Below are 24,995 nucleotides of genomic sequence, written 5' to 3'. Positions count from 1 at the left end.
ATTTTTATGCCTTAAATTTCGAGAATTTTTATAGTGATACTATCTTAATTTTAATAAAACCTTTGTTAAACTCTGACAAACTTTTTCACATCGTGAAAAAGTCGTGAAAAAGTATTGAAAAGATAGTGATGAAAATTTTAGGAATCGATCCAGGTACGAAGAATTGCGGTTACGCGATACTTGAAAAAAATAAATTTAAAACTACTCTTCTTGAAGCAGGACTCATAAAAATAAAACCAAATACACTTCAGTATCAGATTACCGAACTTTGCGAGGGGCTTGATCTCATCTTTGAAAACCATAAATTTGACGAGGTCGCGATCGAAGATATATTTTTTGCCTACAATCCAAAAACGGTTTTAAAGCTTGCTCAGTTTCGAGGGGCACTTAGCCTTAAAATTTTACAGCTTCATGGTGATTTTGCCGAGTATACACCGCTTCAGGTGAAAAAGACGGTCACTGGCAAGGCTAAAGCTGATAAAGAGCAAGTGGCATTTATGGTGAAGAAAATTTTAGGAATAAATAAAGAGATAAAACCGCTTGATATCACCGATGCGATCGCGATCGCACTAACTCACGCAAATAATTTAAGAATAAGCTAAATTTTGATAGGGAAAAGATGGCAACATTAAAAGCATTATTAATTGGCGAGGTGAAAAACTATGGCTCGCAAAGTGCTACTAATAAGCTAAATACACCATGGAGTTCAGCTATATTTAAAGTAGCTCAAAATGGCGAAATTTTCGCAAATGAACTTGGCTTTGTGGGTGATAGTGTCGCTGATACAAAGCACCATGGCGGCCCTGAAAAGGCAGTTTTTGCAAATTCATTTGCAAATTACGCCGATTGGGAGAGTTTTTTAGGATTAAAAAATATGGCTTATGGAGCTATGGGGGAGAATTTATGTGTTGATGGGCTTGATGAGAGCTGCGTTTATGTGGGTGATATCCATAAGATTGGCTCGCTTGTGCTTCAAGTCTCGCAGCCTAGAAAACCATGCTTTAAGCTCTCAAAAAGATGGGGCAATGAAAATATGGCTACTCACATCTTTGAAACTGGCCTTACTGGCTGGTATTACCGTGTCATAACACCAGGATCGTGCAAAGTGGGCGATGTGATAGAAGTTATAGAAAAAGATCCAGTTCATATGAGCATTTTAGAAGTAAATAGACTTTTTTGCGCTCCAAGTAAAAATTTAAATTTACTAGAGAAATTTAACTCTCTTACTACTCTTCCAAAAAGTTGGTATAGTGACATGGAAAGACGTATTCAAGGTATTTATAGCACAGAATATATGAGAAATTTATAATAGTAAGTAAAATTTTTATTATTTTAATACCCACAAACATTCAGATATTACAAGGTTTATCTGAAATTTTGCATGAGCCTTTAAATTTTAAACATTTTTTACGCTAGAATTACCAAAAATTTAAAGGAGAAAATATGCCATTACTTGATAGTTTTTGTGTAGATCACGTAAAAATGCAAGCCCCAGGAGTAAGACTAGCAAAAAGTATGAAAACGCCAAAGGGCGATGATATCAGTGTTTTTGACTTAAGATTTTGCAAGCCAAATGAAGAAATTTTGCCGGAGAAAGGTACTCATACATTAGAGCATTTGTTTGCTGGCTTTATGAGAAATCACCTAAATGGCAATAGCGTGGAGATCATAGACATCTCACCGATGGGCTGTAGGACTGGCTTTTATATGAGTTTGATCGGCACACCTAGCGAAGAAGCTGTAAAAAAAGCATGGCTTGCCTCTATGAAAGACATCTTAGAAGTCAAAGACCAAGATAAAATTCCAGAGTTAAATAAATTTCAATGTGGCACTTATAAGATGCACTCACTTGATGAAGCACACGCCATAGCAAAGAAAATTCTTGATCTTGGCTTAGTCATCATAAACAACGATGAGATCAAGCTTGACGTTGATGGTATGGGACTAAAAAAGCACTAATTTGAAGACGACTAAGCTAGAAAATCAAGCCTATCTAAAAGAGCAAATTTTAACCTATCTTGGTAACAAACGCTCGCTTTTAGGCTTTATAGATCTAGGCGTAAAATACGCAAAAGACGAGCTTAAAAAAGAGAAGCTTAGCTGCTGCGACCTCTTTAGTGGAAGCGGCGTGGTAGCTAGGTTTTTAAAACAAAATAGCGAATTTCTAGTTACAAACGACTTGGAGTTTTATAGCTTCATCACAAACTCATGCTACCTGCAAAACGCCACAAATGAGCTAAGAGATGAGATAAATTTTTGGCAAAAAAAGCTTGAAAAAGAGATAGAAAATAACCTTTCTGAAGGCTTTATAACAAAACTTTACGCTCCAAAAGATGATGAAAATATCGCTTTTGGTGAGCGGGTCTTTTACACGAGAAAAAATGCCAAATTCATTGACACTGCTAGAAGGCTCATAGATGAGATGTTGCCAGAGGAGATGAGAAAATTTTTCATAGCTCCACTACTTTATAATGCAAGTGTGCATGCAAATACAAGTGGAATTTTTAAAGGTTTTCATAAAAATAAAGAGGGCATTGGCCAGTTTGGTGGCAGGGGGCAAAACGCCATTTCAAGGATCACTTCTGATATAAATTTGACTAAGCCAATTTTTTCAAATTTTAGCGTGCCATTTGAGGTCTATCAAAAGGACGCAAATTTACTAGCAAAAGAGCTTGATGGGCTTGATCTAGTCTATCTTGATCCGCCTTATAATCAGCATCCATACGGCTCAAACTACTTCATGCTAAATCTCATCGCAAGCTACGAGGAACCAAGTAAAATTTCAAAAGTTTCAGGCATCGCAAAGGACTGGAACAGATCAGTCTTTAATAAAAAATCATCAGCAAGCGAGGCATTTTTCGAGTTGATAGCAAATTTAAAAGCGAAATTTGTGCTTATCTCGTTTAACTCAGAGGGCTTTATCAATCAAGATGAATTTGATCAAAACCTAAATAAAATTGGCAAGGTTCAACTATTGCGCCAAAAGTATAACGCCTACCGTGGTAGTAGAAATTTAAAAGCTAGAAACATCCACGTAGACGAGCTTCTTTATGTTTTACAAAAGTAAATTTAGTGCTCGTTTCATCACTTCTAAACCATAAACTACACTAACATAAATGTTAGTTTTGCTCATCCTCTGGCAAGCACTTTTCAAAGATAAATTTATGCTCTTCAGGCAAGGCATCGTAGATAGCATTTGCTAAATTTCTTATCTCCCAAAGGGCTGATTTTGAGCTTCTTAGTGAGATGAAATTTTGCAAGCTTCTAGCATTTATGCTCCATGTAAGCTCAGTTTTATAGCACTCTGGCAAGCAGTATTTGACGATGTCAAGGCTTTTTGTAGTTGAGGCTAAAATTTCACGCAAATTTTCAAGTGCTTTTATGCTTGTGTTATCGACTAACTCATCATTTGTTAGTACAATAAATTTAGCCGCACGCTCAAACTGCCCTAATTCAAATTTTTCCTCTTTTTTAAGCTCTTTTAATGTGTAGCGAGTTGATTTGACGCTTAAGCTCGCTAAGCGGTGACGAGCTAGCTCTTGAAGTAGCGCACGAGAGATACCTTGGATGTAGAAGTTGTAGTATAGGTGCTCTAAGGTCGAGGCGTGTTTAAATTTATTACCTACTCTATCTATTAGCTCAACATCTTTTTCACCGCCGTTGTCACCTTTTTCAAAGCTTTGCCAGCATGTGCGGATAGCGTGAGAGCAGATATTTAGTGGAGTATGATTTAGTAGTGTTACTTGCATTTTTTCTCTTTTGTAAAATTTTTTAGCATTTTACAAAAAGAAGGCTGATTTTATTTGTAAATTTAAAGCATAAATTTTAAAGGGAGACAAACGCTCCCTTTTGTAAAAGTATTAGTTATTATTGTTTTAATTGAAGAAGTGTATTTAGCATCTCATCACTTGTTGTGATCGTTTTTGAGTTTGCTTGGAAACCTCTTTGAATAACGATAAGATCTGTTAGCGCACGGCTTAGATCGACGTTACTAGCTTCAAGTTTTGAAGCCGCGATCGTTCCTTTATCGCCTGTGCCAGCTGCACCGATAACTGCTTCACCTGAGTTTGCGGTTTGTGAAAAGACATTTCCGCCCTCACTTTGAAGACCTTCATTATTTGTAAAGGTAGCAAGTGCTACTTTAGCCAGGCCAAAGCTTTGACCATTTGAAAATGAGCCTATTATCGTTCCGGTCTCATCTATTTTTATGCCATTTAGAGTGCCACCTGTGTAGCCATCTTGTGAGATTGACTCAGTTGATGAGTCTTTATCAAAGCTTGTTAAGCCGTTAAAATCAGTTCCCAGACCAAAATTTAAGCTAATGTTTTGACCACTTTGTGAGCCGTTGTTAGCTGAAAATGTTATCGTTGCTGGGTGGAAACTTGCGAGTGAGCCATTTGCGTTAAATCTAGCTGTTCCAGTTATAACGTTATCTGGGCCTTCACCTGTATAGTTTATCTTAGCTGGCTCTGGTACTTGTATGACCATACTCCACTCAGTTCCACCATCTGTTGTGGTGCCTGTCTTTGTCCATTTGATACTAACTGTGTGTTTTGAGCCAAGTGAGTCAAAAATTTCTGCCGTTGAGCCGTGGCTTGACATCATCATCTTTCCACTTGCTCTTAGAGCTTGGCCTGGGCTTAGTGCGCCATCAAGTGCTTTCATAATAGTTGTAAGTCTAACGTTTTCATTTACAGCTGAATTATTTGTACCTTGAGCTGGCTTTGTAAGACCAGTTGTTGTCATGTAAAGTGCATGATCTGCTACTTCATTTGATGGGTTTTCTAGTTGAAATTGACCTAGTTTATTTACAGTGATCTTTACACCATCGTTTGTATCATCACCTGCAAGTGCTTGAAGTGCCGCGATACCAGCTGCGTGCTTTTGATCCGGAGTACCAGCTGCAGCGGCATATGCTGTATTATAAGCTGTTTGATATGCAGTGTTAGTTATGGCTGCTCCACCAGTTCCAGGTGCTATTCTATGTGCTGCGGTTGCTAGTTTTGCCGCATCAAGTGCATCTGAGTTTGCTCTTATTTGGCCGTCGCCGTTATAGTCAACGTGGTTTCTAGCATCTTCTTGCATAGCAGCGCGAAGATCTTCTGTTGTTGTTACTTGTCTTGCGATTTTATCGTTATTTGGATGAACAGCTGTTGTTTGTGAGCTTGTATAGACATATTGATAAGCTGTTATGATATCTTTATCAGCTAAACCAGTAACTGTATTTCCGCCATTTACTTTTAAATGGATATTTTTTGTCTCTTCAGTAGTGCCTGAGTTATTTCTATTTATAAGTGTTAGTTTATTACCTTCTGAAATTTCAGCTCTAACGCCAGTTTTATTATACTGGGCGTTGATAGCAGCTGCAACATCACTTATACTTGTTATTGTGTTAGCTTGAGATTTGATGTTTGTGCCATTGATCGTGATATCAAGTGTTGCTGCTGGGTTTATCTGTCCGATGCTTTGTGGCAATCCACTTCCTACTGTAAATTTTTCAGTTTTAGCATTTGCGTAGCTCACCCAGATACCTTGTCCATCTCTTAAAGCAAGGCCATTTCCAAGCTCATCAAATGTAACACCAAGATCGACGCCACGCTCTGTTAAGCTTTGTTCTTTTCTTGAGTTCGTATAAAACTGATCATTATTTACATCATTCTCGTTATGGACTTCGTTTGCATTTAAAATTCCATCATTGTTATAGTCACGTCCACCAGCAACAGAGTCTAGTGAATAAATAGGCGTGCTTCTTTGTCCTATGGTATTACCTGAGTCAAGGTTGCCTTTTATCTTTACTTCTGTTGTCGCTCTTGCTGGAGTGGTAAGACCCTCTTTGATCACGATATTTTTTATAGGACCTGTTGAGTCGATAGTGCCAGTCTCTTCATCTCTTGTCCAGCCTTGAACGATATAGCCACTATTGTTTACAAAATTTCCAGCTTTATCACGGACAAAGTCACCATTTCTTGTATAGTATCTTGTAGTTCCACCATCTGGAGATACGACAAAGAAACCATTTCCTTGAAGTGCAAGGTCTGTTTGCTTATCAGTAGATGTTAGTGTGCCTTGTGAGAAAATTCTTGTAGTTGAGTTTATAGTCGTTCCTAGACCTATTTGCATAGCATTTTGACCGCCTAGCTGACCTTGTGGAGCAGTAGCGACTCTTGGAGTTTGGCTTAGTATATCAGCAAAATTTGCACGGTTGTATTTATAACCATAGGTATTAACGTTTGCGATATTGTTGCCTTCTACGTCCATGGCTATCTGGTGGGCTTGTAGGCCTGAAACACCAGACCAAAGTGATCTCATCATTGACTTATCCTTTTTGCATTTTAAATTTTTATATTTTTCAAAAGCAAAAGATGTTCCAAAAATTTATATTGATAAAAAGTAGAAGAAATAAAAAGAAATTTGGCGTAATTAACGCCAAATTTTATCCAAGTATCATAGCTCCAACTATGCCACCGATGATAAGTGGGATATTGAAAAATACAAATGTAGGCACACAAGTATCATATATGTGGTTGTGTTCACCATCAGCATTTAGACCGCTTGTTGGCCCAAGTGTGCTATCGCTTGCAGGACTTCCAGCATCTCCTAGAGCTGCTGCTATACCAACTAACAAGATGATGGCTGGTACGCCAAAACCAAGACTAACGCATAGTGGCACATAGATAGAAGCTAAGATAGGGATCGTACCAAAGCTAGTGCCTATACCCATCGTAACGAGAAGTCCGATAAGAAGCATCAAAAATGCTCCGCCTATCTTGCCGCCAGATACCAAGCTAGCGTATTTTACAAGCTCGTCTATGCCGCCACTCTCTCTTAAGATAGTGCCATAACCTGCAGCAACTAGCATGATAAATGCGATAAATCCCATCATAGCAAGGCCGTTATCCATGATCTTATCTACTTTTTTATACTCGATACCGCCAAAAACGACCATAACCAAAAGTCCAAGTAATGCACCAAGAGGTAGTAGCTCAGTATAAATTTGCACACCAAAAGCCACAACTGCACCAGCTAAAACCGCCCACTCTTTTTTAGTCATCTCAAGGCTTTTTGCACGCTCGATCTCATCAAGCTCTTCTTTTTCAAATTTTGAAGTTTTATAAGCTCTTTTTTTACCATAAAAAAGTATGGCAAGGATAAGTCCAATAAGCATCGAAGCACCACCTATCCACATAACAGAAGAGATATCAGAAATAGATGTGGTTATGCCGTTATTTGCTAGCTCTTTTTTTAAGATATTGTGAAAAAGCAGACCAAAGCCAACGCTAAGGCTTACATAAGGCGCTTGAAGACCAAATGTCAAAGCACAAGCCACGGCACGTCTATCTATTCCCATTTTGTTCATAATAGCAAGAAGCGGCGGGATCAAAATAGGTATAAAAGCTATGTGAACAGGGATTAAATTTTGAGATAAACACGCTATAAATGCGATAGTTAGTATAAAAATCACTTTATTTGAGCTAAGGAATTTACTCAAAGCATTTATCAAGATAGCAGTTAAATTTGTATTTGCGATGGCGGCTGCTAAAGCACCAAGCAAAATATAACTAAGCGATGTTTCAAGATTGCCTTGCATACCGCTTATGAGGCTTTGTGTAGTCTCTTTTAGGGCTGTAAAGAGGCTATCGATCCCACCTGCAATGCCACTTTCAAATCCACTAAATCCATGCTTATACATTACTCCCGCAACAAGAGCAGAGATAAGTATAGAAAGCAAAATGTTAAAACGCAATAGACAAAGTATCGTCATTACCAAAATGCTAAAAACAACAGGGTTAAATATAAGCATGAGCGTCCTTTTTGTGAGTGTTGAGAGATTATACAAATGTGTGGCTTATTAAATTTTAAAAAGAGTGGCTTAAGTGGGCTTGTGTTAAGATTTTGAGTAAATTTTAAAAGGAAAAAACGATGGATTTAGAGAAAATTTATAAAGAGGCTGGGGCATATTTAGAGGGACATTTTTTACTAAGCAGCGGTAATCACTCGCAGTTTTATCTCCAAAGCGCAAAGGTGCTTGAAGACCCAGCTTTGGCTGGAAAGCTAGCTGACGAGCTTGCCCGTGTGATAGAGAAATTTGGTATTAAATTTGATAGCGTTTGCTCGCCTGCACTTGGAGGAATTTTAGCTGGCTATGAGCTAGCTCGCGCAGCAAAGAAGCGATTTATATTTACAGAGCGAGTTGAAAAGGCAATGAGTCTTAGGCGCGGTTTTGAGGTAAAAAAGGGTGAGAAATTTATCGTTTGTGAGGACATCATCACGACTGGCGGCTCGGCACTTGAAGCAGCGCACGTGATAGAGAGCCTTGGTGGTGAGGTAGTTGGCTTTGCAGCACTTGCGAATCGTGGCTTTTGTAAGGTTACAAATTTAGACAATAAGGCCAAGCCAAATGCAAAACTGCCAAGCGATAAGCCATTTTTTGCTTTAGGAAATTTTGAGTTTGAAATTTATGAGCCTGAGCATTGCCCACTTTGTAAAAATGGAAGCAAAGCGATCAAACCTGGAAGCAGAGGCAACTAAAATTTATACTATAAATATAGCTATCTTTCTTTTTTAAATTGATTGATAGCTAAAATTTTTAGAAAAATCCAAAATAGTACTCATAGAAAAATTTTAATCAAGACTTCAAATCACTTCAACAAAAATTTATAGTTTAATTTTTAAAAGTAATCTGTTTTTTATATTGGTATGAATTATTTTTTAGATAATCTTATTTTTTAAGCTACCAAGTGATAATATCTGCTCAAAAAGCGAGATGAAGCTATGCAAGAATATGATATTTTAGACGTTTTATCAAATAAAAAGGTCCTTTGCCTTGAAGATGAAGAGGCGATTTTAAAAAATATTTGTGCTTCTTTGGAACTATTTTTTGCCGAAGTAAATGGTGTAACAGATGGCTATGATGCACTTGAGCTAGCGATGAGCGATGCTTATGATGTTTTGGTGCTTGATATAAGCGTGCCAAACATCGATGGCCTAGAGATCGCTAAAAAAGTAAGAACCATAAATCAAAAAATTCCTATCGTGATCTTATCAAGCCATGTCGAGCAAGAGTATTTGTGGAGAGCGGTTGAGCTAAAGATCACAAGATATCTTGCAAAGCCATATGATAAAAAATCATTTATAAAGGCCCTAGAAGACGTTGCTTTAGAGCTTGTTGGACGCAAACCTACTCTTAGGCTAAATGATGAATTAGAATACGATTTTGGCAAAAAAGTACTTTATATAAATGGTGAAATTTCTCATCTAAGTAAGAGTGAAAGTAGGCTTTTAGAGTATTTTTTAAACAACAAAAATCAAACTATAACTTATGAACAAATTTTTGATTATATTTGGGAGTATGAGCAGCCAAGCAAAGAGGCGATAAAGACGATCGTAAAAGAGCTTAGAAGGAAGCTTGGCAAAGATGTGATTAAAAATTTATACGGTGTAGGTTATCTTTGTGAAATATAAATTTCAGCTAATCGTAAGTGTTTTTATCTTTGTTTATCTCTTAATATCCGCACTTGTTTTAAATTTTTATAATAATCTTGCAATGAAAGATGCCAAAAAAGAGGCGTATTATGTGCTTGAGAGTATAAATTCTGTAAGAGAGTACATTGCAGGCGTTCAGCGTCCGCTAATAGAGCAGCTAAAACATGATGGCATTATAAAAGAGGATTTTTTTGACGAGAGATTGCTTTCATCTTCATATATAAGCCGTGAAATTTATAATATCCAAAAGAAAAAATACAATCTTGACTTTGACTACAAACTAGTCGCCATGGCGCCTTTAAATAAAGCTCATGAGCCAAATGAATTTGAAGCGCAGGTATTAAGAGGCTTTAAAGAGAATAAATTTAGTAAATTTTCAAAGATTATAAAAGATGAAAATGGCTCACAATTTTTTGTAGGGCTTCCTATAAGAAGTCAAAATACATCTTGCTTAGCCTGTCACAATAGCGAAAGTGCTCCAAAACAGATGTTGGATCGTTATGAAATTTCAAATGGAAAAATTTCTGAAGCAAGTGAGATGATGGCAATGCTATCTTTTAAAATCCCACTACGTGCCATTTTTTCTTACCATTTAAAAGAGGTTGTCATCATAATGAGCGCGATAGCCTTTATATTTGGGATATTTTTGCTAATTGTTTATAAGATGCATAGGCGCGGAGAAGAGAGCAAAAGACAGACCGAGCAGCTAATGATACATCAAAGCCGCCTAGCCTCAATGGGCGAGATGATAGGCAATATCTCACATCAGTGGAAGCAGCCTTTAGCTCAAATCAGCTCAGCTTTAATAAATTTAGAACTCTATCAGGAGCGAAAAAAGCTTGATGAAGCAAAAATTTATGAGTTTATAGAAGAGACTAGCAAGCAGATAAATTTTATGTCTGAAACGGTTGATGATTTTAAAAACTTTTTTAAGCCAAATACTTTAAAAAGGGAGTTTAGCGTAGAGGAAGTAGTAAATCAGACTATAAAAATTCTAAACGCCTCACTTAAGAAATATCAAATCGAAGTAGAGATCGATATAAGAGAAAATTTTACGATTTTTGCAAATTTTAATGAAATAATTCAAATTTTAATAAATATTATAAATAACGCAAAAGATGCATTTAAACAAAGCTATGTAAAGCCAAGAGTAATAAAAATTTATACTTTTGTAAAAGATAATCGTAAAAATTTATGCGTGCAAAATAATGCAGGAGCGATAAAAGCTTCGTTTTTAAAGGTTATCTTTGAGCCACACTTTAGCACAAAAGAGTCTGGTAGCGGGCTTGGCCTATATATGAGCCGACTAATCGCTAGCAAAAATAACGCCCTAATCTTTGCTAGAAACGTAGATGAAAATAGTATTACATTTACAATTAGTTTCGAAAATTTATAATTTATTAAAATTCCCCCTTTTCTACCCTTTTTTGGTGTTAGTATTATCAGTATGAAATCATTTTGATTTTAGGATAAAAAATTTAAAGGAGGGCACATGAGAAATCTACAAAAAGCCTTAGCTGGTTTGCTCATGGGTGTTAGCATCTTCGCTTCACAAGCCTGTTGCGAAGAGCATAATATGCAGATGTCCGATAAAGCACGTGATGTTATCGCAAATCCTAAAGGCACACTGCAAAGTAGAGGTGTTATCTCCTTGCAAGACTACGTTGTAGAAGAGCAAGAGATGTATAACTGGTTATTTAAAAACCACCCTATTTTTACAAAATATGGTGGTAAAACCGTCGGTAAAATGGTCGTTCACGACCGTGGCTTAGAGTGGCTTGCCGAGGGACATGGCTTTGATATGTCAAAGCTTAGTAAAAGAGATGGCGGTAAGGGTTATAGCTCTATGATGTATAGAATTCCAGCCACTTCATCGCTTCAGTTTCCTAATAAATTTGTAGGACCAGAAAAGTGCGGTGAGTGTCACCCAGCTCAGTATGAAGTGTGGAGCAGATCTCGCCACGCAACTACTATGCGTTTTCCTGGTGAGCACCCAGAGGTTAATAACAACCTAACTGAGCCAGTATTTGACAAAGATACCGCTTCTATCCTTCCAAAAGGTATCACTCCAGATGTCATCTACGCAACCGTTGGTCACTTAAGAACCAAAATGGGCTACGTAGATGCATGGCTACTTCGTGGTACTTACTACGTTGAGGGCGGCTTGCTAAGAGATGGCACAGGTCAGATCGTAGCTGGTGGTAACCAATGGCAAAGAACATGGGCGTTAAATTTAGACGACGCTACTGTTAAAAAGATAAAAGAGCTTGTTCCAGAATTTCCTGGCACTCTTGAAGAGTATGGCGACAATGGCGGATATGTTAGAGGTCTAGCTTCATACGCCGCAAAACATAAAAAGTCGATGTTTTTCCAAGCAAACTCATCATATTGTGAAGTTTGTCACCCAGTTAAATTCGATTTCAAATCAAAAGCAGAATTTTACGCAGCACTTGGTAATGCCAAAGAGCTTCAAAAACACACTATCTCAAAAGGCGTAAGCTGTGAGGAGTGCCACGGAGCCGGTGGTCACCTTGACGGCGCTACGAATTTTAGAACATCAAACTGCGAACGCTGCCACCAAAGATTTAACTTTAGCCCAGATCTAGCTCGTGCTAATCCTCTTAATAACGGTAAGCTTGATCTATCACTTAGCTCTAAATTTAAATCAATGGGACCAGGATGTGGTTCTGAAGGTTCACAATCATACTTTACAGCTCACTATGACAAAGGTATGAGATGTGTTACTTGCCACGATCCACATGATAACACAGGTCCAGTTGTAGGCGATAAGAGCGTAACAGGTATGAACTATAACTCAGAACAAGGCTATCTAAGCTCATTCTATACTAAACCAAAAATTAGAAAAGAGTGTAAAGATTGCCACGAAACTCAAGCATATATCGCATCTAAAGCAGATACTCACAAAGATAACACTTGTGCATCTTGCCACATGCCATTTATGATGAGTTGTGAGAATTTCTACGCTGTTCAGTTCCAAGACAACGCTGGCTTTGATACTCAAAGACGCTCTCACATCTGGAAGATCATGGTTGATCCAAAAGAGAAATCTCTAGTACCAGGCGATGCTGCTAAAGGTCCAAGAGATGCTAAAGATTGGCACTTTGAGAGAGATAAAAATGGCCATAACTACGTTGACTTGATGTGGGCTTGCGCTAGAACATCTTGGGCTGATAAAGATATGAAAGATACCAAAGGCTGCCATAGCCCAGTATTATCTGAGCTAAAACCAACACTTCACTTCAAAAACCAAAAACAAGTTTATGATGAAGTTATGGGATGGCAAACTCCAGTTAAGAATGAATTCTCTGAAGTTAAGATTGGTATTGAAGGACTTTACTCACTACTTGAGACTAAAAAACTTGATGCAAGTGATAAAGTAAGAGTTTATGAGCTTATCCAAAATGCTCAAGAGATCATCGATATGGTTGAAAAAGATGGTTCGTGGGGTATGCACGGATTTAAATTTACTAAACAAAAACTCGATGCATCAAAAGAGTATATAAAAGAAGCTCAAAGAATTTTGAATAAAAATTTATAGCATTTAGGGGCTAGTTTTAGCCCCTTTAATCTTAAGGGTTTGATATGAAAAATAAGGTTTTAAAATTTACGCTACTTCTTAGCTTAAGTGCTTATGGTTTGCTTGCAAATGTAGATTCAAATGAGTCTTATGCTATGGGAGCAACAAGTGGTGGATATGTTTTAAAAGGGTTACTTGAACAAAAACAAATAGGCATTAGCTACGATGCTGAGGCCGTTATCAAAGGTTTTAGTGATGCACTAAAAGGAGAGCTAAAACTAAGCGATGATGAGATAGCAAAGCTACTAAACAAAAGAGCTGAAAATTTAGACAAGATAGTAAAAGAAAAAGAAGCCGCCATACTTAAAGAGAATTTAAAGCAAGGCAAGGCTTTTATGGATAAAAATGCAAAAAATAAAAATGTAAAAACGACAAAATCAAAATTGCAATATGAAATTTTAAAATCAAGCAAAAAAGGAGCGACTCCAAAACAAGAGAGTATCATCATAGCAAACTACAAAGCTAGCTTTATCGATGGTAAGGTCTTTGATGAGACAAAAGAGGCTCCAGCTCATCTTTCTATGCTAAATTTGATCCCAGGTCTTGAAGAGGGCTTAATGCTCATGAAAGAGGGCGATAAGTTTAAATTTGTTATCCCGCCAGAACTTGCGTATGGCGATAGCGGCATGGAGGGTATACCTGGAGGCGAGACTATTGTTTTTGAGATAGAGCTTGTTAAGGTCTTAAAGCCAGGTGAATTAGCCGAGGCTGCAAAGAAAATTCACGAAAAAGAACTAAATGAGGGCATTAAAAAGCCTCATTAAGATATAAAATGGAGTTAAAAATGCAAAATCAAAAAAATAGAAGAGCCTTTTTAAAAAGCATGGTAGTTGTGGCTGCTGGTGCTGGTGCGGCAAGTAGTGGTTTTGCTTTTAAGAGTGAAGAAAGTGTAAAAAAACCACACTTTGGTATGATATTTGACCAAAATAAATGTGTTGGCTGTACAGACTGCGAGATAGCTTGCAGAAAGGTAAATTTAGTCCCAAAAGGACAGATGAGACTTTTTATAGAAGATAAGACTAATCCTAAAAATTTACTAGATAAAAGATTTGTAAGAGTATCTTGTCAGCAGTGTGTCGATGCGCCTTGTGTAGCTGTTTGTCCAACCAAGGCTTGTCATAAAGACGAAAAAACTGGCATACAAACTACAAATATAGATGACTGCATCGCCTGTAAATACTGCATCGTAGCCTGTCCATATGATGTGAGATATATCGATAAGGTTACGCATTCAGCTCAAAGCTGTAACTTTTGCGTAGATACAAATTTAAAGGACGAAAAAGAGCCAGCTTGCGTAGAAGCTTGTAGATATGAGGCGATCGTCTTTGGTGATCTTAACGATGAAGATTCGCACATCAGTAAGCTACTAGCTGTAAAAGATAGCATAAGGCTAAGAGCAGAGCTTGGCACAAAACCAAGCCTTAGATATATTCCTAAAGTAAAAATGGGGGTGTAAGATGGATGGTGCATTAAATTTCACTGCAACATTTTCGCATGGAGTAGAGTGGGGCTGGCCGATCGCTGTTTATCTTTTGCTAGCTGGTATGAGTGGTGGAGCGCTAATCGCTGCTATACTTTTAAAACACTATAAAAAGCAAGAGAGCTTTAGCCCATTTTTCAAGGCTGCTTCGCTTTTAGCATTTGTTAGCATCATGCTTGGTATGGTTTGCTTGATAGCTGATCTTGAAAAGCCACTTTTGTTTTGGAAAATTTTGATTAATTATAATTTCACATCAGTTATGTCTATCGGTGTTGCTGGACTTTGTGTATTTATACCGCTTAGCTTTTTGATGTGCATTTATGCATTTAATGATGAGATTTCAAATTTCTTAGCCAAAAGTTTAAAATCTTTTAGCACTCTTTTTGCATTAATAATGAAAATTTTAATACCGCTTTATCCATTTTTAAGTCGTATTTGTCTTATTTTTGCTGTAATAATTTGTGCTTATACTGGATTTTTGATCTCAGTTTTGATTAGATTCCCGCTCTTAAACACAGCTGTGCTTCCAGCTTTATTTATAGCTTCAGGACTAAGTGCTGGTATAAGTGGCAGTAGCTTGGTCGCAGCAGCTTTATTTAAAGAAGATCCACATTCAAGCGACCTTCATTCGCTTCATAGCGTAGAATTTAGCGTTTTGGGAGCTGAAATTTTACTCATTTTAATGCTTTTTGTATCGCTTTTGCTTGGTTCAAGTTATCAGCAAAATGCAGCTGTTGCTTTTTATAGCGGTGTTTGGGCAAATTTCTTTTGGCTTGGTGTTGTGCTAGTTGGCTTCATTGTGCCTTTTGTTTTAAATTTTGCATTTGGCAAAAAAGTAGCTAGCCTAAAATTTAGCTTTTATATCAGTTCATTAGCGGCTGTTATTGGTGTTTTACTGCTTAGGGTATTTATACTTTATGCGGGACAAACTTATAGCATCTAAGGCAGAGGCGGGCGATGAGAATTTTAAATATCTACCGCTTGTCTTTGATATTATTATTTATTCTTGCTTTTGGTGCAGGGCTTGCGACTTTTTTAGAAAATTTTTATGACACACAAACGGCCAGAGTGCTTGTCTATGAAGCGCTTTGGTACGAGTGTGTTATGTTTGCTTGCACTATTTGTTTAGCCATTAGTATCGTAAAAACCAAGATGTATAAAAAATTTGGCGCATTTTTGATACATCTTGCTTTTATCGTTATCTTCATCGGAGCCACGCTTACAAGGTATTTTGGCGAAGAGGGCGTTATGCATCTTAGAACCTTGCAAAGCTCAAATTTAATGCAAAGCGTCAAGCCTTATCTTAGAGTCGAAATGCTTGGAGAAAATTTTAGTTATCCATTAAAATTAAGCTTATTTGGTAAAAACGACTTTGAGTTTAAAAAATTTATAGACGGCAAGGAATTTATAATTAACCTGCTTGGATATAAAAAAGATGAGAAAAACGCTCCAGCTACGCTTAGTTTAGAAATAAGCTTTAACGGCGAAAAAAAGAGTGTTAAGCTAAAAGGCGGAGCTGGATATGAGCTGGAGCCTAGTGTGCTAAGTTTTGGTGGGCAAGAGGTGAAATTTTACTTTAGCTCAAAGGCTTTAAATTTACCATTTTCATTAAAGCTTGATGAGTTCATTTTAGAGCGATATGCAGGGCTAAATAGTCCATCATCTTATACAAGTAAAGTAAGTATCGCTGGTGGTAAGTACGACATCTCGCTAAATAGTCCACTAACGATTGATGGCTATAAAATTTTTCAGTCTTCATACGATCCTGACGAGCTTGGAAGTGCTTTTGAGATCAGCCGTGATCCTGGCAAAATCCCAACTTATATCGGATATTTTTTGCTTTGCGTTGGCTTTTTGGCAAATTTATTTAGCAAAAAGAGCCGATTTTTTAGGCTACTAAATTTTATAAAAAGTTCCCAAATCGCATTTTTGGCTATTTTGCTTTTAAATGCTACTCCAAATTTTGCCGATGAAAATAATAAAAATTTAGAGATACATGCAAGCAAATTTGCCAAAATTTTGACTCAAGCTGATAGCAGAATCGCTCCAGCTGGCTCTTACTCAAGAGCTGTGATAAGTAAAATTTCAACCAAAACCACGCTCTTTGGGCTTAGTAGCGAGGAGCTAATGCTCTCTTTTGCCATCTCGCCAAAAGAGTGGATGGATAAAAGATTAGTAAAGATCACAAGTGAGCGTGTGGGCGAGCTTTTGGGAGTTAATGAAAAATTTGCTAGTTTTAACGATGTCTTTAACGAAAATGGCGAGTATAAGCTGGCTAAATTTGTAGAAGCTGCAAATGAAAAATCCGCCTCAAAAAGAGATAAATTTGATAACGATGTCATTAAATTTGACGAGAGGCTAAATATCTTATACCTTGCACTAAAGGGAGAAATTTTAAAATTTATACCAGCTAAAAATGGCGATAAATTAACGTGGCTAGGCGTAAATGAATCCTTTGGCTCAAGTGAAATTTCAAGCGAGCTTAAAAGCGTTTTAGGCGCTTATATAGAAAATTTAAGCCTTTGCGTAAAAAGTGGTGAGTGCAAAGAGGCTGATAGGAGTTTGGAGAAAATTTCAAGTTATCAAAGAAACACTCTAGGCTCTCTTGTGCCAAGCGAGGCAAAGGTGGAGCTTGAGGTGCTTTATAATCAAATGGAAATTTTTAAATTTCTTATATATTTTTACATGATTCTTGGGCTAGTTTCGCTCGCTCTTGGTTTTTATAGGCTATTTTCTGGAAAGAAATTTAGATTTGAAAGCGCATTAAGCCTTGCATTTTATTTTGGCTTTGCGGTGCATTTGTTAAATTTAGCTCTTCGTGCTTATATCTCAGGGCATGCACCTTGGAGTGATGCTTATGAGAGCTTAGTCTATATCTCGCTTGCAAGTGTACTAGCTGGAGTTTTATTTTTTAAACATCAAAACTTTGCTCTTGGAGCTGCTTCACTTTTTGCAAGTGTGAGCTTGCTGGTCGCTCATCTAAATTTTATAAATCCACAAATAACAAATCTAGTCCCAGTTTTAAAGTCATTTTGGCTTAGCGTGCATGTAAGTGTCATCACGGCAAGCTACGGCTTTTTGGGCTTTAGCTTTGTGCTCGGGCTTCTTGGGCTTCTTTTAATGGCTATAAAAAATCAAAAAAACGAGCAAAAGCTTAGTGAACAGATAAGATACCTCGCTGCAACTGATGAGCTAAGCCTCATCATAGGACTTAGCTTGCTAACTATTGGAAATTTTCTTGGCGGCGTCTGGGCAAATGAGAGCTGGGGTAGATACTGGGGCTGGGACAGCAAAGAGAGCTGGTCATATATTACGATAATTATTTATGCCATTGTGCTTCATTTAAGATTTATCCCAAGATTAAAAAATATTTTTACCTTTTTGGTAGCTAGTGTGCTCTCTTTTGGTTCAGTTATTTTTACCTATTTTGGTGTAAATTTCTATCTAAGCGGACTTCACTCATACGCAAATGGCGATGGATTTAGCGTTTCAAATTTGCTTTATTTGCTTTTAATGCTCTTGGCTTTACTAATCGCCTTTGCTTATAGAGGTAAGGATATAAAAGAGATTTAGGAGATATGATGAAAAAGAGTTTGGTTTTATTGTTTGCTTGTTTGGGACTATTGAATGCTGGCTATATCAAAGAGGCTTTAAGCGCAAAAGACGATCACAATAAGCTAGCACAAATTTATGAAGATGCTTGTGATAAAGAGAAAAAGGCATCAGGCTGCTACAATCTAGCTGTGCTTTACAGCAGAGGTGATGGCAATGTCAAAAAGGACGAAGCAAAGGCAGCAATGCTTTATGAAAAAGCTTGTGATCAAAACTTCTCTATGGCTTGCAGCAACCTTGGCTACGTCTATGAAAAAGGCAAAGGTGTGGAAAAAGACCTAGCAAAAGCAGTTAAATTTTATGAAAAAGCATGTAGCGACAACGAGGGTTGCACGGAGCTAGGCTTGCTTTATGCAAATGGCACCGGCGTGACAAAGGATATTAAAAAGGCAAAAGAGCTTTATGAAAAGGCTTGCAAAGCAGGGGACGGCATAGGATGTAGTAACCTTGGCTATCTATACGCGCAGGGTGAAGGTGTCGAGAAAGACTATGCAAAAGCCAAAGTAAACTACGAAATGGCTTGCGCAAACGAAGCTGGCATAGGGTGTGATAATCTTGGCTTTTTATATGTTTATGCACAAGGCGTTGATCAAAACCTCACAAAAGCCACAAAACTTTATGAGCAAGCGTGTATATATGGATATGAAAAGGGCTGCAATAATTACGCTATCATGCTAGCTGAAGGTAAAGGCGTAAAAGAAGACGTGGAGGAAGCACGTGAAATTTTTACTAGAAGCTGCAAAAATGGCTTAAAAGAAGCGTGCGAGAATTTAGAAATTTTAGGAAAGCATTGATGCTTGATAAAGTTAGCCCAGTGGCATTTAAAGCTTATAAATATAAAAATAAAAAATACTAAAGGAGATAATTATGATTTTACGTTCTATCTTGAGTTCAGCACTACTAGCAACCATACTTTTTAGTGCTTCTACAAATGAACAAGCCGTCAAAATGAAACCGATGTTTCAAAGCGTGGATCCTAGCAAGGCTACACTAGTAGGAAATGGCGAGGGCAAGGAGTACTGCGCCGTTTGTGGAATGAATTTGGTTAAATTTTATAAGACCAATCACGTATATAACGGCAAGCAAGTAGCATCACTCCACTGCCTATACGAGCTAACAGAAGGCAAGATCCCAAGCGACGCACAAGTCGTTGATACTAAAAATTTAAATTTGATCGACGTAAACAAGGCATTTTACGTAGTTGGTAGTAGCGTCAAAGGCACAATGACTAGAAATAGCAAATATGCCTTCTCAACCGAGGCTGACGCAAAAGAATTTCAAGCAGAAAATGGCGGCGAAATAATGAACTTTGCTAAAGCTTACGAGATCGCTGGACAGGATTTCGAGGGTGATAATAAAATGATAAAAGCTAAACGTGAGGACGGCGTTTACGCACATGGTAAGGAATTTTACGAGGCAAACTGCGATAAAACTGATCCAAAAAGCTTTAAAGCTATCTCTGAGCTAAAAGCTCATCTTAAACAAGTATGTGACTCAAAAGAGGCCAGCAAAGCTCCAGAGTACGACAAACACCTACAAGCTGCCGCTTTGTATCTATGGGACGCTCCGGCAAATTTAGGTACTAGCAACCAAGCCTCAAAAGCTAAACAAGAAATAAAAAAACCTGAGAGAATAGTCGTACCAAAAGGTGCAAGATGTGCGGTATGTGGCATGATTGTTAAAAATTCTCCATGGGCGACACTCATCAAAGCAGATGGCAAGGATTATTATTTTGATGGCGTAAAAGATATGGCACAATTTTATTTTGCGGACGGTAAAATGAAAGATGCTTATGTGAGTGACTATTACACGCTAGAAAAGCTTGATGCAAAAGATGCGTTTTATGTTCACGGCTCAAACGTTTACGGACCAATGGGCGATGAGTTTATCCCATTTAAAGATGAAGCAAAGGCAGAGAGCTTTTTAAAAGATCATGCTGGCAAAGGTGTCATAAGATTTGACGAGATAAAGAATTTTATCGGTAAATAGTGTGAAATTTCTAGTTTTTTTGGCGTTATTTTTTGGACTTTCTTATATGCTTTTAGCGGCACACTATCTTAGCTTTGATTATAAAGCAAAGCAAGATGAGCTAAGAGAAATTTCTAAGATAACAAGAGCAAATGCTGCTTTTAGTTTTAATCAAAAGGGGCAAAAAGGCTTTGTCTATGATAGGTAAAAATTTTATAAACTACGCCGTGGTTCTGCTTTTTAAAGATAGAAAGGATCACCTTTTTAGCTTTTGCCTCTTTGCACTCATTATCTTTGTGCTAAGCTCGGTACTTTTCATCTCTGGATCGATCCAGCATGATCTTATAAATTTAGTAAAAGATAGATCAAGTATAGTAGTGAGTGCATTTCGTGCTGGCAAAGGCGATCTAATGCACCCTGGCTATATCTACGATATCTCGAAGATTGATGGCGTAAGTGATGTAAAGGGTGTAGTTGATGGAGAGTACTACTTCGTGCAAAAGCGTGTTTGGTTTCATCTATATGAAGATGATAGCTTAAAAGAGGATGAGATGATCGTCGGAGAAGGTGTCAAGGCAGCGATGAATGAACTTTACTACGATGAGAGCTTTAATTTTCTAACTGAAGAGCGCATGATACCAGTAAAGATATTAAAGACTATGCCGGCACAAAGTGGTTTAATCTCAAATAACGCTATATTTTTGCATCCAAATACGCTAAGAGCTATCTTAAATTTAAAAGATGAAGAGTATACAAAGCTCTACGTTGAGGTGCCAAATACCGATGAGATCAGTGAAGTAGCTTTAAAGATAGAGAATTTATATCCAAATTCTTTCGCTCTTAGTATAGAAGATGAAGTGGCTAAGGTTAGGCACCTTTATTATTATAAGGGTGGAATTTTTATGAGCATTTACGTTAGCGTTATGCTTATATTCTTTGTCTTGCTTAAAAACCAAATTTCACTCGCCTATGGTAGTAAAAAGCGTGAAATAGCTATTTTAAGAAGCATTGGTTTTTGCATAAAAGACATTATATTTTTAAAATTTATACAAAATTTCATCGTTAGTGTTAGTGCTTTTTTACTAGGTGTTATGCTGGCTTATCTCTTTGTTTTTGTATTAAATGCTCCACTTCTAAAAGGAATATTTTTAGGTGATGAGCTTTTAAATTTTACAGATTTCACGCCTATTTTAGAGTTTGATAAGCTCTTTTTGATCTTTGTTTTTGGTGTGATACCATTTTTGGCGTTTGTGCTCATACCTTCATGGAGAGTAGCAAGTAGTGACATAAATGAGGGGCTAAAATGATAAATATAAGAGGTGTTAGCCTAGTTTATAACCAAAACAAACAAAATGAGTTTTGTGCTTTAAAAAATATAAATTTAGATATTAATGACGGCGAGCTAGTGATACTAAAAGGCATTAGTGGAAGCGGTAAAAGTACCTTGCTTTCGCTTATCGCCCTACTTCAAAAGCCAACTAGTGGAGAAATTTTAATAGATGGCACTAACATTGCGAAGCTGCCTGATGCTTTTTGCTCTGAGCTTAGACACAAAAGGCTTGGACTTGTCTTTCAAAATTTTAACCTTATCGAGGGCTTAAGTGTCTATGAGAATTTACTAGCTCCATTTGCTCTAACAAATTTCAAGGCAAATGTGCGAGATGAGATGATAAAAAAGGCTCTAAGCCTAGCAAATATCTCTCATAAAAAAGATGAGAACGTATCAAATTTAAGTGGTGGCGAGCGTCAAAGATGCGCGGTAGCTAGGGCTTTATCTATGGATGCTAACATCATCTTGGCCGATGAGCCAACGGCAAATTTAGACAGACAAAATGCACGTGCATTTTTAGGCTTGCTAGAGTCTTTTAAAGCTCTAAAAAAGAGTGTTATTGTCGCTACTCACGATAGCATTTTTGATGAGCTAAGTGCAACAGATAGGGTTGTCAGCTTGCAAAACGGAGAGATAGTATGAGTGTCTTTTTATCAAACGCCGTTATTGCCTTTTTGTTAGCGGAGTTTGTTCTTTTAGTTTTGATGAGTATTTCGCTCTTTTACGTCGTTAGGATCGTGAGGTCGTGGGACTATAACGCACTAACATCGCTTCAATACTCGCTTGAAAAACAAAACTATCTTGTAAATACCATCTTGCTTTTTTGCGTCTGTATCAAGATCGTATTGTTTATATTCTTTGCACTTTGCCTAAATGAACTCTCTGATATTGTGCCTGGTGCTATGTGTTCAGCTGGTGTGATCGGCTCAAATAAATTTGGTGGCATATTGATGCTCACTAAAATTTTGCTGATCTTTGGGCTTGGTATCTGGCTGGTTATAAATAAGCTTGACTTGCAGGCCCTAAATTTCCCTTATCTAAAGAAAAAATACGCCATTTTTATCTGCCTTTTTGTCATGATACTACTTGAGCTTGGTATAGAAATTTCGTTTTTTTACAATATTCCACTAAAAGTGCCGGTCTTTTGCTGCTCTGTCACTTTTCAAGCTCCAAAGCTACCATTTGGCTATACAAATTTTGGCTTAGTAAGCGTATTTTATGTGCTATTTTTTGTTATTTTGGTGCTAAATTTTTTAAAGCAAAGCATGGCAAGCTTTGTGGCAAATTTATTGTTTTTGGTGCTTAGCTACTATGCTATTACCTACTTTTTTGGCCTTTATGTTTACGAGCAGCCGAACCATAAATGCCCATACTGCATGCTAAAAAGTGACTATTTTTATGTTGGCTACCTCATCTGGGGCAGTTTGTTTCTTGGTGTATTTTACGGCCTTATGCCGTATCTTGTTGAGATCATTACAAAGACAAACTACTCACACAAGCTTAAATTTTCATCGATCTGGCTAGGTATTTGCGTGCTGATCTGCTCGCTTTATGTCCTGAAATATTATTTGTTAAGAGGATTTTTATTTTGATAAAGCAAATTTTTTCTTTGTGTTTGTTAGCTCTAGTTTTAGCCGTACTTGCCTATAATGCCGACATAAGCGACGATAAAATTTTAGTTTTAAATAATGGCAAATCAGAGCCGATCGAGCAACTTACGCCAAATAAATTTATATGTTATGAGAGTAGGACGCTTATCGCTGATAACAACGACACAGCCCAAGCCATCATGCCAAATGGCGACATCTACTTCTTTAACGACATCACAAATTCTTTCATCTGGTATATGGCGCAAAATAGCAAAGATAAGATAAAGCTATATGTCTATTCAAGAGATACGAATCGCTATATTCTAGCGCAAGATGCTTGGTATTCAAGGGTTGATATAACTCCGATGGGATACGGCATAGGGGCGTATGAGTTTCACACTTACGGCATAAACGATAACTACTTTAAAGAGGTCTTGCTCTACGCAGCACGCGGTGAGACGTTACTAAATCCATATATAAACATCTTGCTTTCAGAAAATAAGATATAAATTTATGTAGCTCTAAATTTGTTAGAGCTCGCTAGGTTGTTTTTGGTATTAAAAGCCTTTTTCATTTAGTTTTTTATAGGTGTCACATCCATTTTGATGCCCCAGATCACAAGATTCACCAAAATATTCTTTTGCAATGCGATAATCTTGTCTTACTCCTTGTCCTTTTACATACAAAAATCCTAAATTATAGCAACCTTGAGCATTTTCCCCATTGCAGGCTTTTTCAAATAGTTCTGCTGCTTTGTTATAGTCTTGCTTTACTCCTTGACCATTCATATATAGTATTCCTAAAACACCACAACTATCGGCATAACCGCTATCACAAGTTTTTTTCAAACTGCTCAACTGCTATTTTATAGTCTCCTCTAATATAAGCTTCAGCTCCAAGCCGCAAAAGATCTTTGGAAAAACCAACAGATAGCAAAACTACAAACAAAAAGATAATTTTTTTTATTTTTACTCCATCTTTTACAAAATTCTTAAACAATATTTTGTCCTTTTAAAACTTAGATTATTGTTAATTATCTATTTATCTTTTGGTTAATATGTAAAATAAATTTACATATTATTTTATTAATTTTTGTAATTGTGGTGTGTGTTTTAAAGGTATATTTGACTTGCCTCCTTTTTTAGAGAAAGCAAGCCAAATTTAGTATCTAACGTTATTAACCTTTAAAAAGTCTCTTAGGTCTTCGTATTCGCTGTTTTCAAAGTAGCGCCATTTGCCAGGCTTTAGCATATCAAGGCTAACACGTCCAAAGCTAACCCTTTTTAGATCCATCACCTCAAGGTCAAAGTAGCCAAAGAAACGGCGCAGTTCCCTATTTTGCCCCTCGTTAATGATGACCTTTAGTTTTGTATAGCCTCCGCTTGAGCCAAAGACTTTATAGGCTAGAAATGGCTTAAATTCCATTGATTTTATAGTAGTTTTTGCGTGAGCGCCTTTGGTGGCGTCCTTGGCAAAAAAGCCATTTGTCATCGCTTCTATAACCTCTTTTGTTACCTCACCTTTTACCTTTAGGTAGTATTCACGCTCTAAGTCGCTATTCATGAGTGCTGTGGCGATCGCTGGAGCGTCAGTTAGTAAAAGTAGTCCCTCGCTTGCATAGTCTAAGCGTCCTACGCTAACAAATTTTGCAAATTTCTTATCTAGCGTATCATAGATCGTCTTTCGTCCGCGGTCATCTTTTTTGCTAACTAGTTCACCCTTTTGTTTATGATAGACGATAACAGTAAATTCCTTTTTTAGCTTTATCAAACGGCCGTTTATACGCACTTTATCATCTTCATCCACGCTTGTGGCAAGGTCGCTAACCACACGTCCTGCTATGCTAACCTTGCCAGCTTTTATCAGCTCATCTGCCTCACGGCGTGAGTAGTTTGTGTTATGTGAGATAAATTTATTTAGTCTTGTTTTTTTCAT

25 protein-coding genes are annotated in these 24,995 nt (G+C 37.3%); 19 read left to right on the top strand and 6 right to left on the bottom strand.

Going from position 1 to position 24,995, the window contains the following annotated elements; translation table 11 throughout:
* Positions 1 to 122: 122 nt before the first annotated feature.
* The 4 genes from ruvC (at position 123) to G5B98_RS09255 (ending at position 3,067) form a co-directional block, all read left to right on the top strand.
* Positions 123 to 602, top strand: a complete 480-nt coding sequence (gene ruvC / locus G5B98_RS09270) for a crossover junction endodeoxyribonuclease RuvC (RefSeq protein ID WP_196087372.1) — start codon at positions 123 to 125, stop codon at positions 600 to 602.
* A 17-nt stretch (positions 603 to 619) separates the two neighbouring features.
* Complete coding sequence (locus tag G5B98_RS09265) at positions 620 to 1,309, top strand: MOSC domain-containing protein (protein ID WP_196086772.1); 690 nt, start codon at positions 620 to 622, stop codon at positions 1,307 to 1,309.
* 134 nt (positions 1,310 to 1,443) lie between these two features.
* The gene (gene luxS, locus G5B98_RS09260; protein WP_196086771.1) at positions 1,444 to 1,959 is read left to right on the top strand and encodes an S-ribosylhomocysteine lyase; all 516 of its coding nucleotides are present in this window, start codon (positions 1,444 to 1,446) and stop codon (positions 1,957 to 1,959) included.
* Between the two features lies 1 nt (position 1,960).
* Positions 1,961 to 3,067: a DNA adenine methylase gene (locus tag G5B98_RS09255; protein ID WP_196086770.1), complete on the top strand. Its 1,107-nt coding sequence runs from the start codon at positions 1,961 to 1,963 to the stop codon at positions 3,065 to 3,067.
* A gap of 52 nt (positions 3,068 to 3,119) precedes the next feature.
* On the opposite strand, the gene thyX is transcribed toward G5B98_RS09255, so the two are convergent.
* From thyX to G5B98_RS09240, 3 genes are all read right to left on the bottom strand, one after another.
* Positions 3,120 to 3,749, bottom strand: a complete 630-nt coding sequence (gene thyX / locus G5B98_RS09250) for an FAD-dependent thymidylate synthase (protein ID WP_196086769.1) — start codon at positions 3,747 to 3,749, stop codon at positions 3,120 to 3,122.
* Between the two features lie 118 nt (positions 3,750 to 3,867).
* Entirely contained in the window at positions 3,868 to 6,312 is a 2,445-nt protein-coding gene (gene flgE / locus G5B98_RS09245; protein ID WP_196086768.1) for a flagellar hook protein FlgE, read from the bottom strand.
* Positions 6,313 to 6,433: 121 nt separating this feature from the next.
* Complete coding sequence (locus tag G5B98_RS09240) at positions 6,434 to 7,801, bottom strand: Na+/H+ antiporter NhaC family protein (RefSeq protein WP_087578090.1); 1,368 nt, start codon at positions 7,799 to 7,801, stop codon at positions 6,434 to 6,436.
* A gap of 119 nt (positions 7,802 to 7,920) precedes the next feature.
* Here G5B98_RS09240 and pyrE point away from each other — a divergent pair, with 119 nt between their 5' ends.
* The 15 genes from pyrE (at position 7,921) to G5B98_RS09165 (ending at position 23,569) form a co-directional block, all read left to right on the top strand.
* Positions 7,921 to 8,529, top strand: coding sequence for an orotate phosphoribosyltransferase (pyrE, locus tag G5B98_RS09235; protein WP_196086767.1), 609 nt, complete (start codon positions 7,921 to 7,923; stop codon positions 8,527 to 8,529).
* A 243-nt stretch (positions 8,530 to 8,772) separates the two neighbouring features.
* Positions 8,773 to 9,462, top strand: a complete 690-nt coding sequence (locus G5B98_RS09230; protein WP_072595294.1) for a response regulator transcription factor — start codon at positions 8,773 to 8,775, stop codon at positions 9,460 to 9,462.
* Positions 9,452 to 10,879, top strand: coding sequence for a c-type heme family protein (locus G5B98_RS09225; RefSeq protein ID WP_196086766.1), 1,428 nt, complete (start codon positions 9,452 to 9,454; stop codon positions 10,877 to 10,879). Before G5B98_RS09230 ends, G5B98_RS09225 begins: the two co-directional genes overlap by 11 nt.
* A 96-nt stretch (positions 10,880 to 10,975) precedes the next feature.
* A complete protein-coding gene (locus G5B98_RS09220; protein WP_021090404.1) occupies positions 10,976 to 13,042 on the top strand; it encodes a multiheme c-type cytochrome in 2,067 nt (688 codons plus the stop codon).
* A 44-nt stretch (positions 13,043 to 13,086) separates the two neighbouring features.
* A complete protein-coding gene (locus G5B98_RS09215; protein ID WP_196086765.1) occupies positions 13,087 to 13,845 on the top strand; it encodes an FKBP-type peptidyl-prolyl cis-trans isomerase in 759 nt (252 codons plus the stop codon).
* A gap of 20 nt (positions 13,846 to 13,865) precedes the next feature.
* The gene (locus G5B98_RS09210) at positions 13,866 to 14,537 is read left to right on the top strand and encodes a 4Fe-4S dicluster domain-containing protein (RefSeq protein WP_072595319.1); all 672 of its coding nucleotides are present in this window, start codon (positions 13,866 to 13,868) and stop codon (positions 14,535 to 14,537) included.
* Between the two features lies 1 nt (position 14,538).
* Complete coding sequence (nrfD, locus tag G5B98_RS09205) at positions 14,539 to 15,504, top strand: NrfD/PsrC family molybdoenzyme membrane anchor subunit (RefSeq protein WP_196086764.1); 966 nt, start codon at positions 14,539 to 14,541, stop codon at positions 15,502 to 15,504.
* Between the two features lie 14 nt (positions 15,505 to 15,518).
* Positions 15,519 to 18,134, top strand: coding sequence for a cytochrome c biogenesis protein (gene ccsA / locus G5B98_RS09200; RefSeq protein ID WP_196086763.1), 2,616 nt, complete (start codon positions 15,519 to 15,521; stop codon positions 18,132 to 18,134).
* A gap of 8 nt (positions 18,135 to 18,142) precedes the next feature.
* Entirely contained in the window at positions 18,143 to 18,967 is an 825-nt protein-coding gene (locus tag G5B98_RS09195) for a tetratricopeptide repeat protein (RefSeq protein ID WP_196086762.1), read from the top strand.
* A 73-nt stretch (positions 18,968 to 19,040) separates the two neighbouring features.
* On the top strand, positions 19,041 to 20,162 hold the full coding sequence (locus G5B98_RS09190) for a nitrous oxide reductase accessory protein NosL (protein WP_196086761.1): 1,122 nt from the start codon (positions 19,041 to 19,043) through the stop codon (positions 20,160 to 20,162).
* A gap of 1 nt (position 20,163) precedes the next feature.
* Positions 20,164 to 20,349 (top strand): hypothetical protein, encoded by a 186-nt coding sequence (locus tag G5B98_RS09185; RefSeq protein WP_196086760.1) that lies wholly within the window; start codon positions 20,164 to 20,166, stop codon positions 20,347 to 20,349.
* Positions 20,339 to 21,448: an ABC transporter permease gene (locus G5B98_RS09180; RefSeq protein WP_196086759.1), complete on the top strand. Its 1,110-nt coding sequence runs from the start codon at positions 20,339 to 20,341 to the stop codon at positions 21,446 to 21,448. The genes G5B98_RS09185 and G5B98_RS09180 overlap by 11 nt, the downstream gene beginning before the upstream one ends.
* Positions 21,445 to 22,113, top strand: a complete 669-nt coding sequence (locus G5B98_RS09175) for an ABC transporter ATP-binding protein (RefSeq protein ID WP_196086758.1) — start codon at positions 21,445 to 21,447, stop codon at positions 22,111 to 22,113. The genes G5B98_RS09180 and G5B98_RS09175 overlap by 4 nt, the downstream gene beginning before the upstream one ends.
* Positions 22,110 to 23,063, top strand: coding sequence for a hypothetical protein (locus G5B98_RS09170; RefSeq protein WP_196086757.1), 954 nt, complete (start codon positions 22,110 to 22,112; stop codon positions 23,061 to 23,063). Before G5B98_RS09175 ends, G5B98_RS09170 begins: the two co-directional genes overlap by 4 nt.
* 17 nt (positions 23,064 to 23,080) lie before the next feature.
* Entirely contained in the window at positions 23,081 to 23,569 is a 489-nt protein-coding gene (locus G5B98_RS09165; RefSeq protein WP_232525366.1) for a hypothetical protein, read from the top strand.
* A 48-nt stretch (positions 23,570 to 23,617) separates the two neighbouring features.
* On the opposite strand, the gene G5B98_RS09295 is transcribed toward G5B98_RS09165, so the two are convergent.
* The 3 genes from G5B98_RS09295 to G5B98_RS09150 all read right to left on the bottom strand — a co-directional run bounded on the left by G5B98_RS09295 (position 23,618) and on the right by G5B98_RS09150 (position 24,995).
* The gene (locus tag G5B98_RS09295; RefSeq protein WP_223155889.1) at positions 23,618 to 23,908 is read right to left on the bottom strand and encodes a tetratricopeptide repeat protein; all 291 of its coding nucleotides are present in this window, start codon (positions 23,906 to 23,908) and stop codon (positions 23,618 to 23,620) included.
* Positions 23,892 to 24,059, bottom strand: coding sequence for a hypothetical protein (locus tag G5B98_RS09500; RefSeq protein ID WP_196086756.1), 168 nt, complete (start codon positions 24,057 to 24,059; stop codon positions 23,892 to 23,894). Before G5B98_RS09500 ends, G5B98_RS09295 begins: the two co-directional genes overlap by 17 nt.
* A 162-nt stretch (positions 24,060 to 24,221) precedes the next feature.
* Entirely contained in the window at positions 24,222 to 24,995 is a 774-nt protein-coding gene (locus tag G5B98_RS09150; protein WP_196086755.1) for a pseudouridine synthase, read from the bottom strand.

This window comes from Campylobacter concisus (assembly GCF_015679985.1).
Classification (GTDB): domain Bacteria; phylum Campylobacterota; class Campylobacteria; order Campylobacterales; family Campylobacteraceae; genus Campylobacter_A; species Campylobacter_A concisus_AC.
Note: the sequence above shows the minus strand (reverse complement) of the source record. Positions and strands in the feature narration are given on the sequence as shown.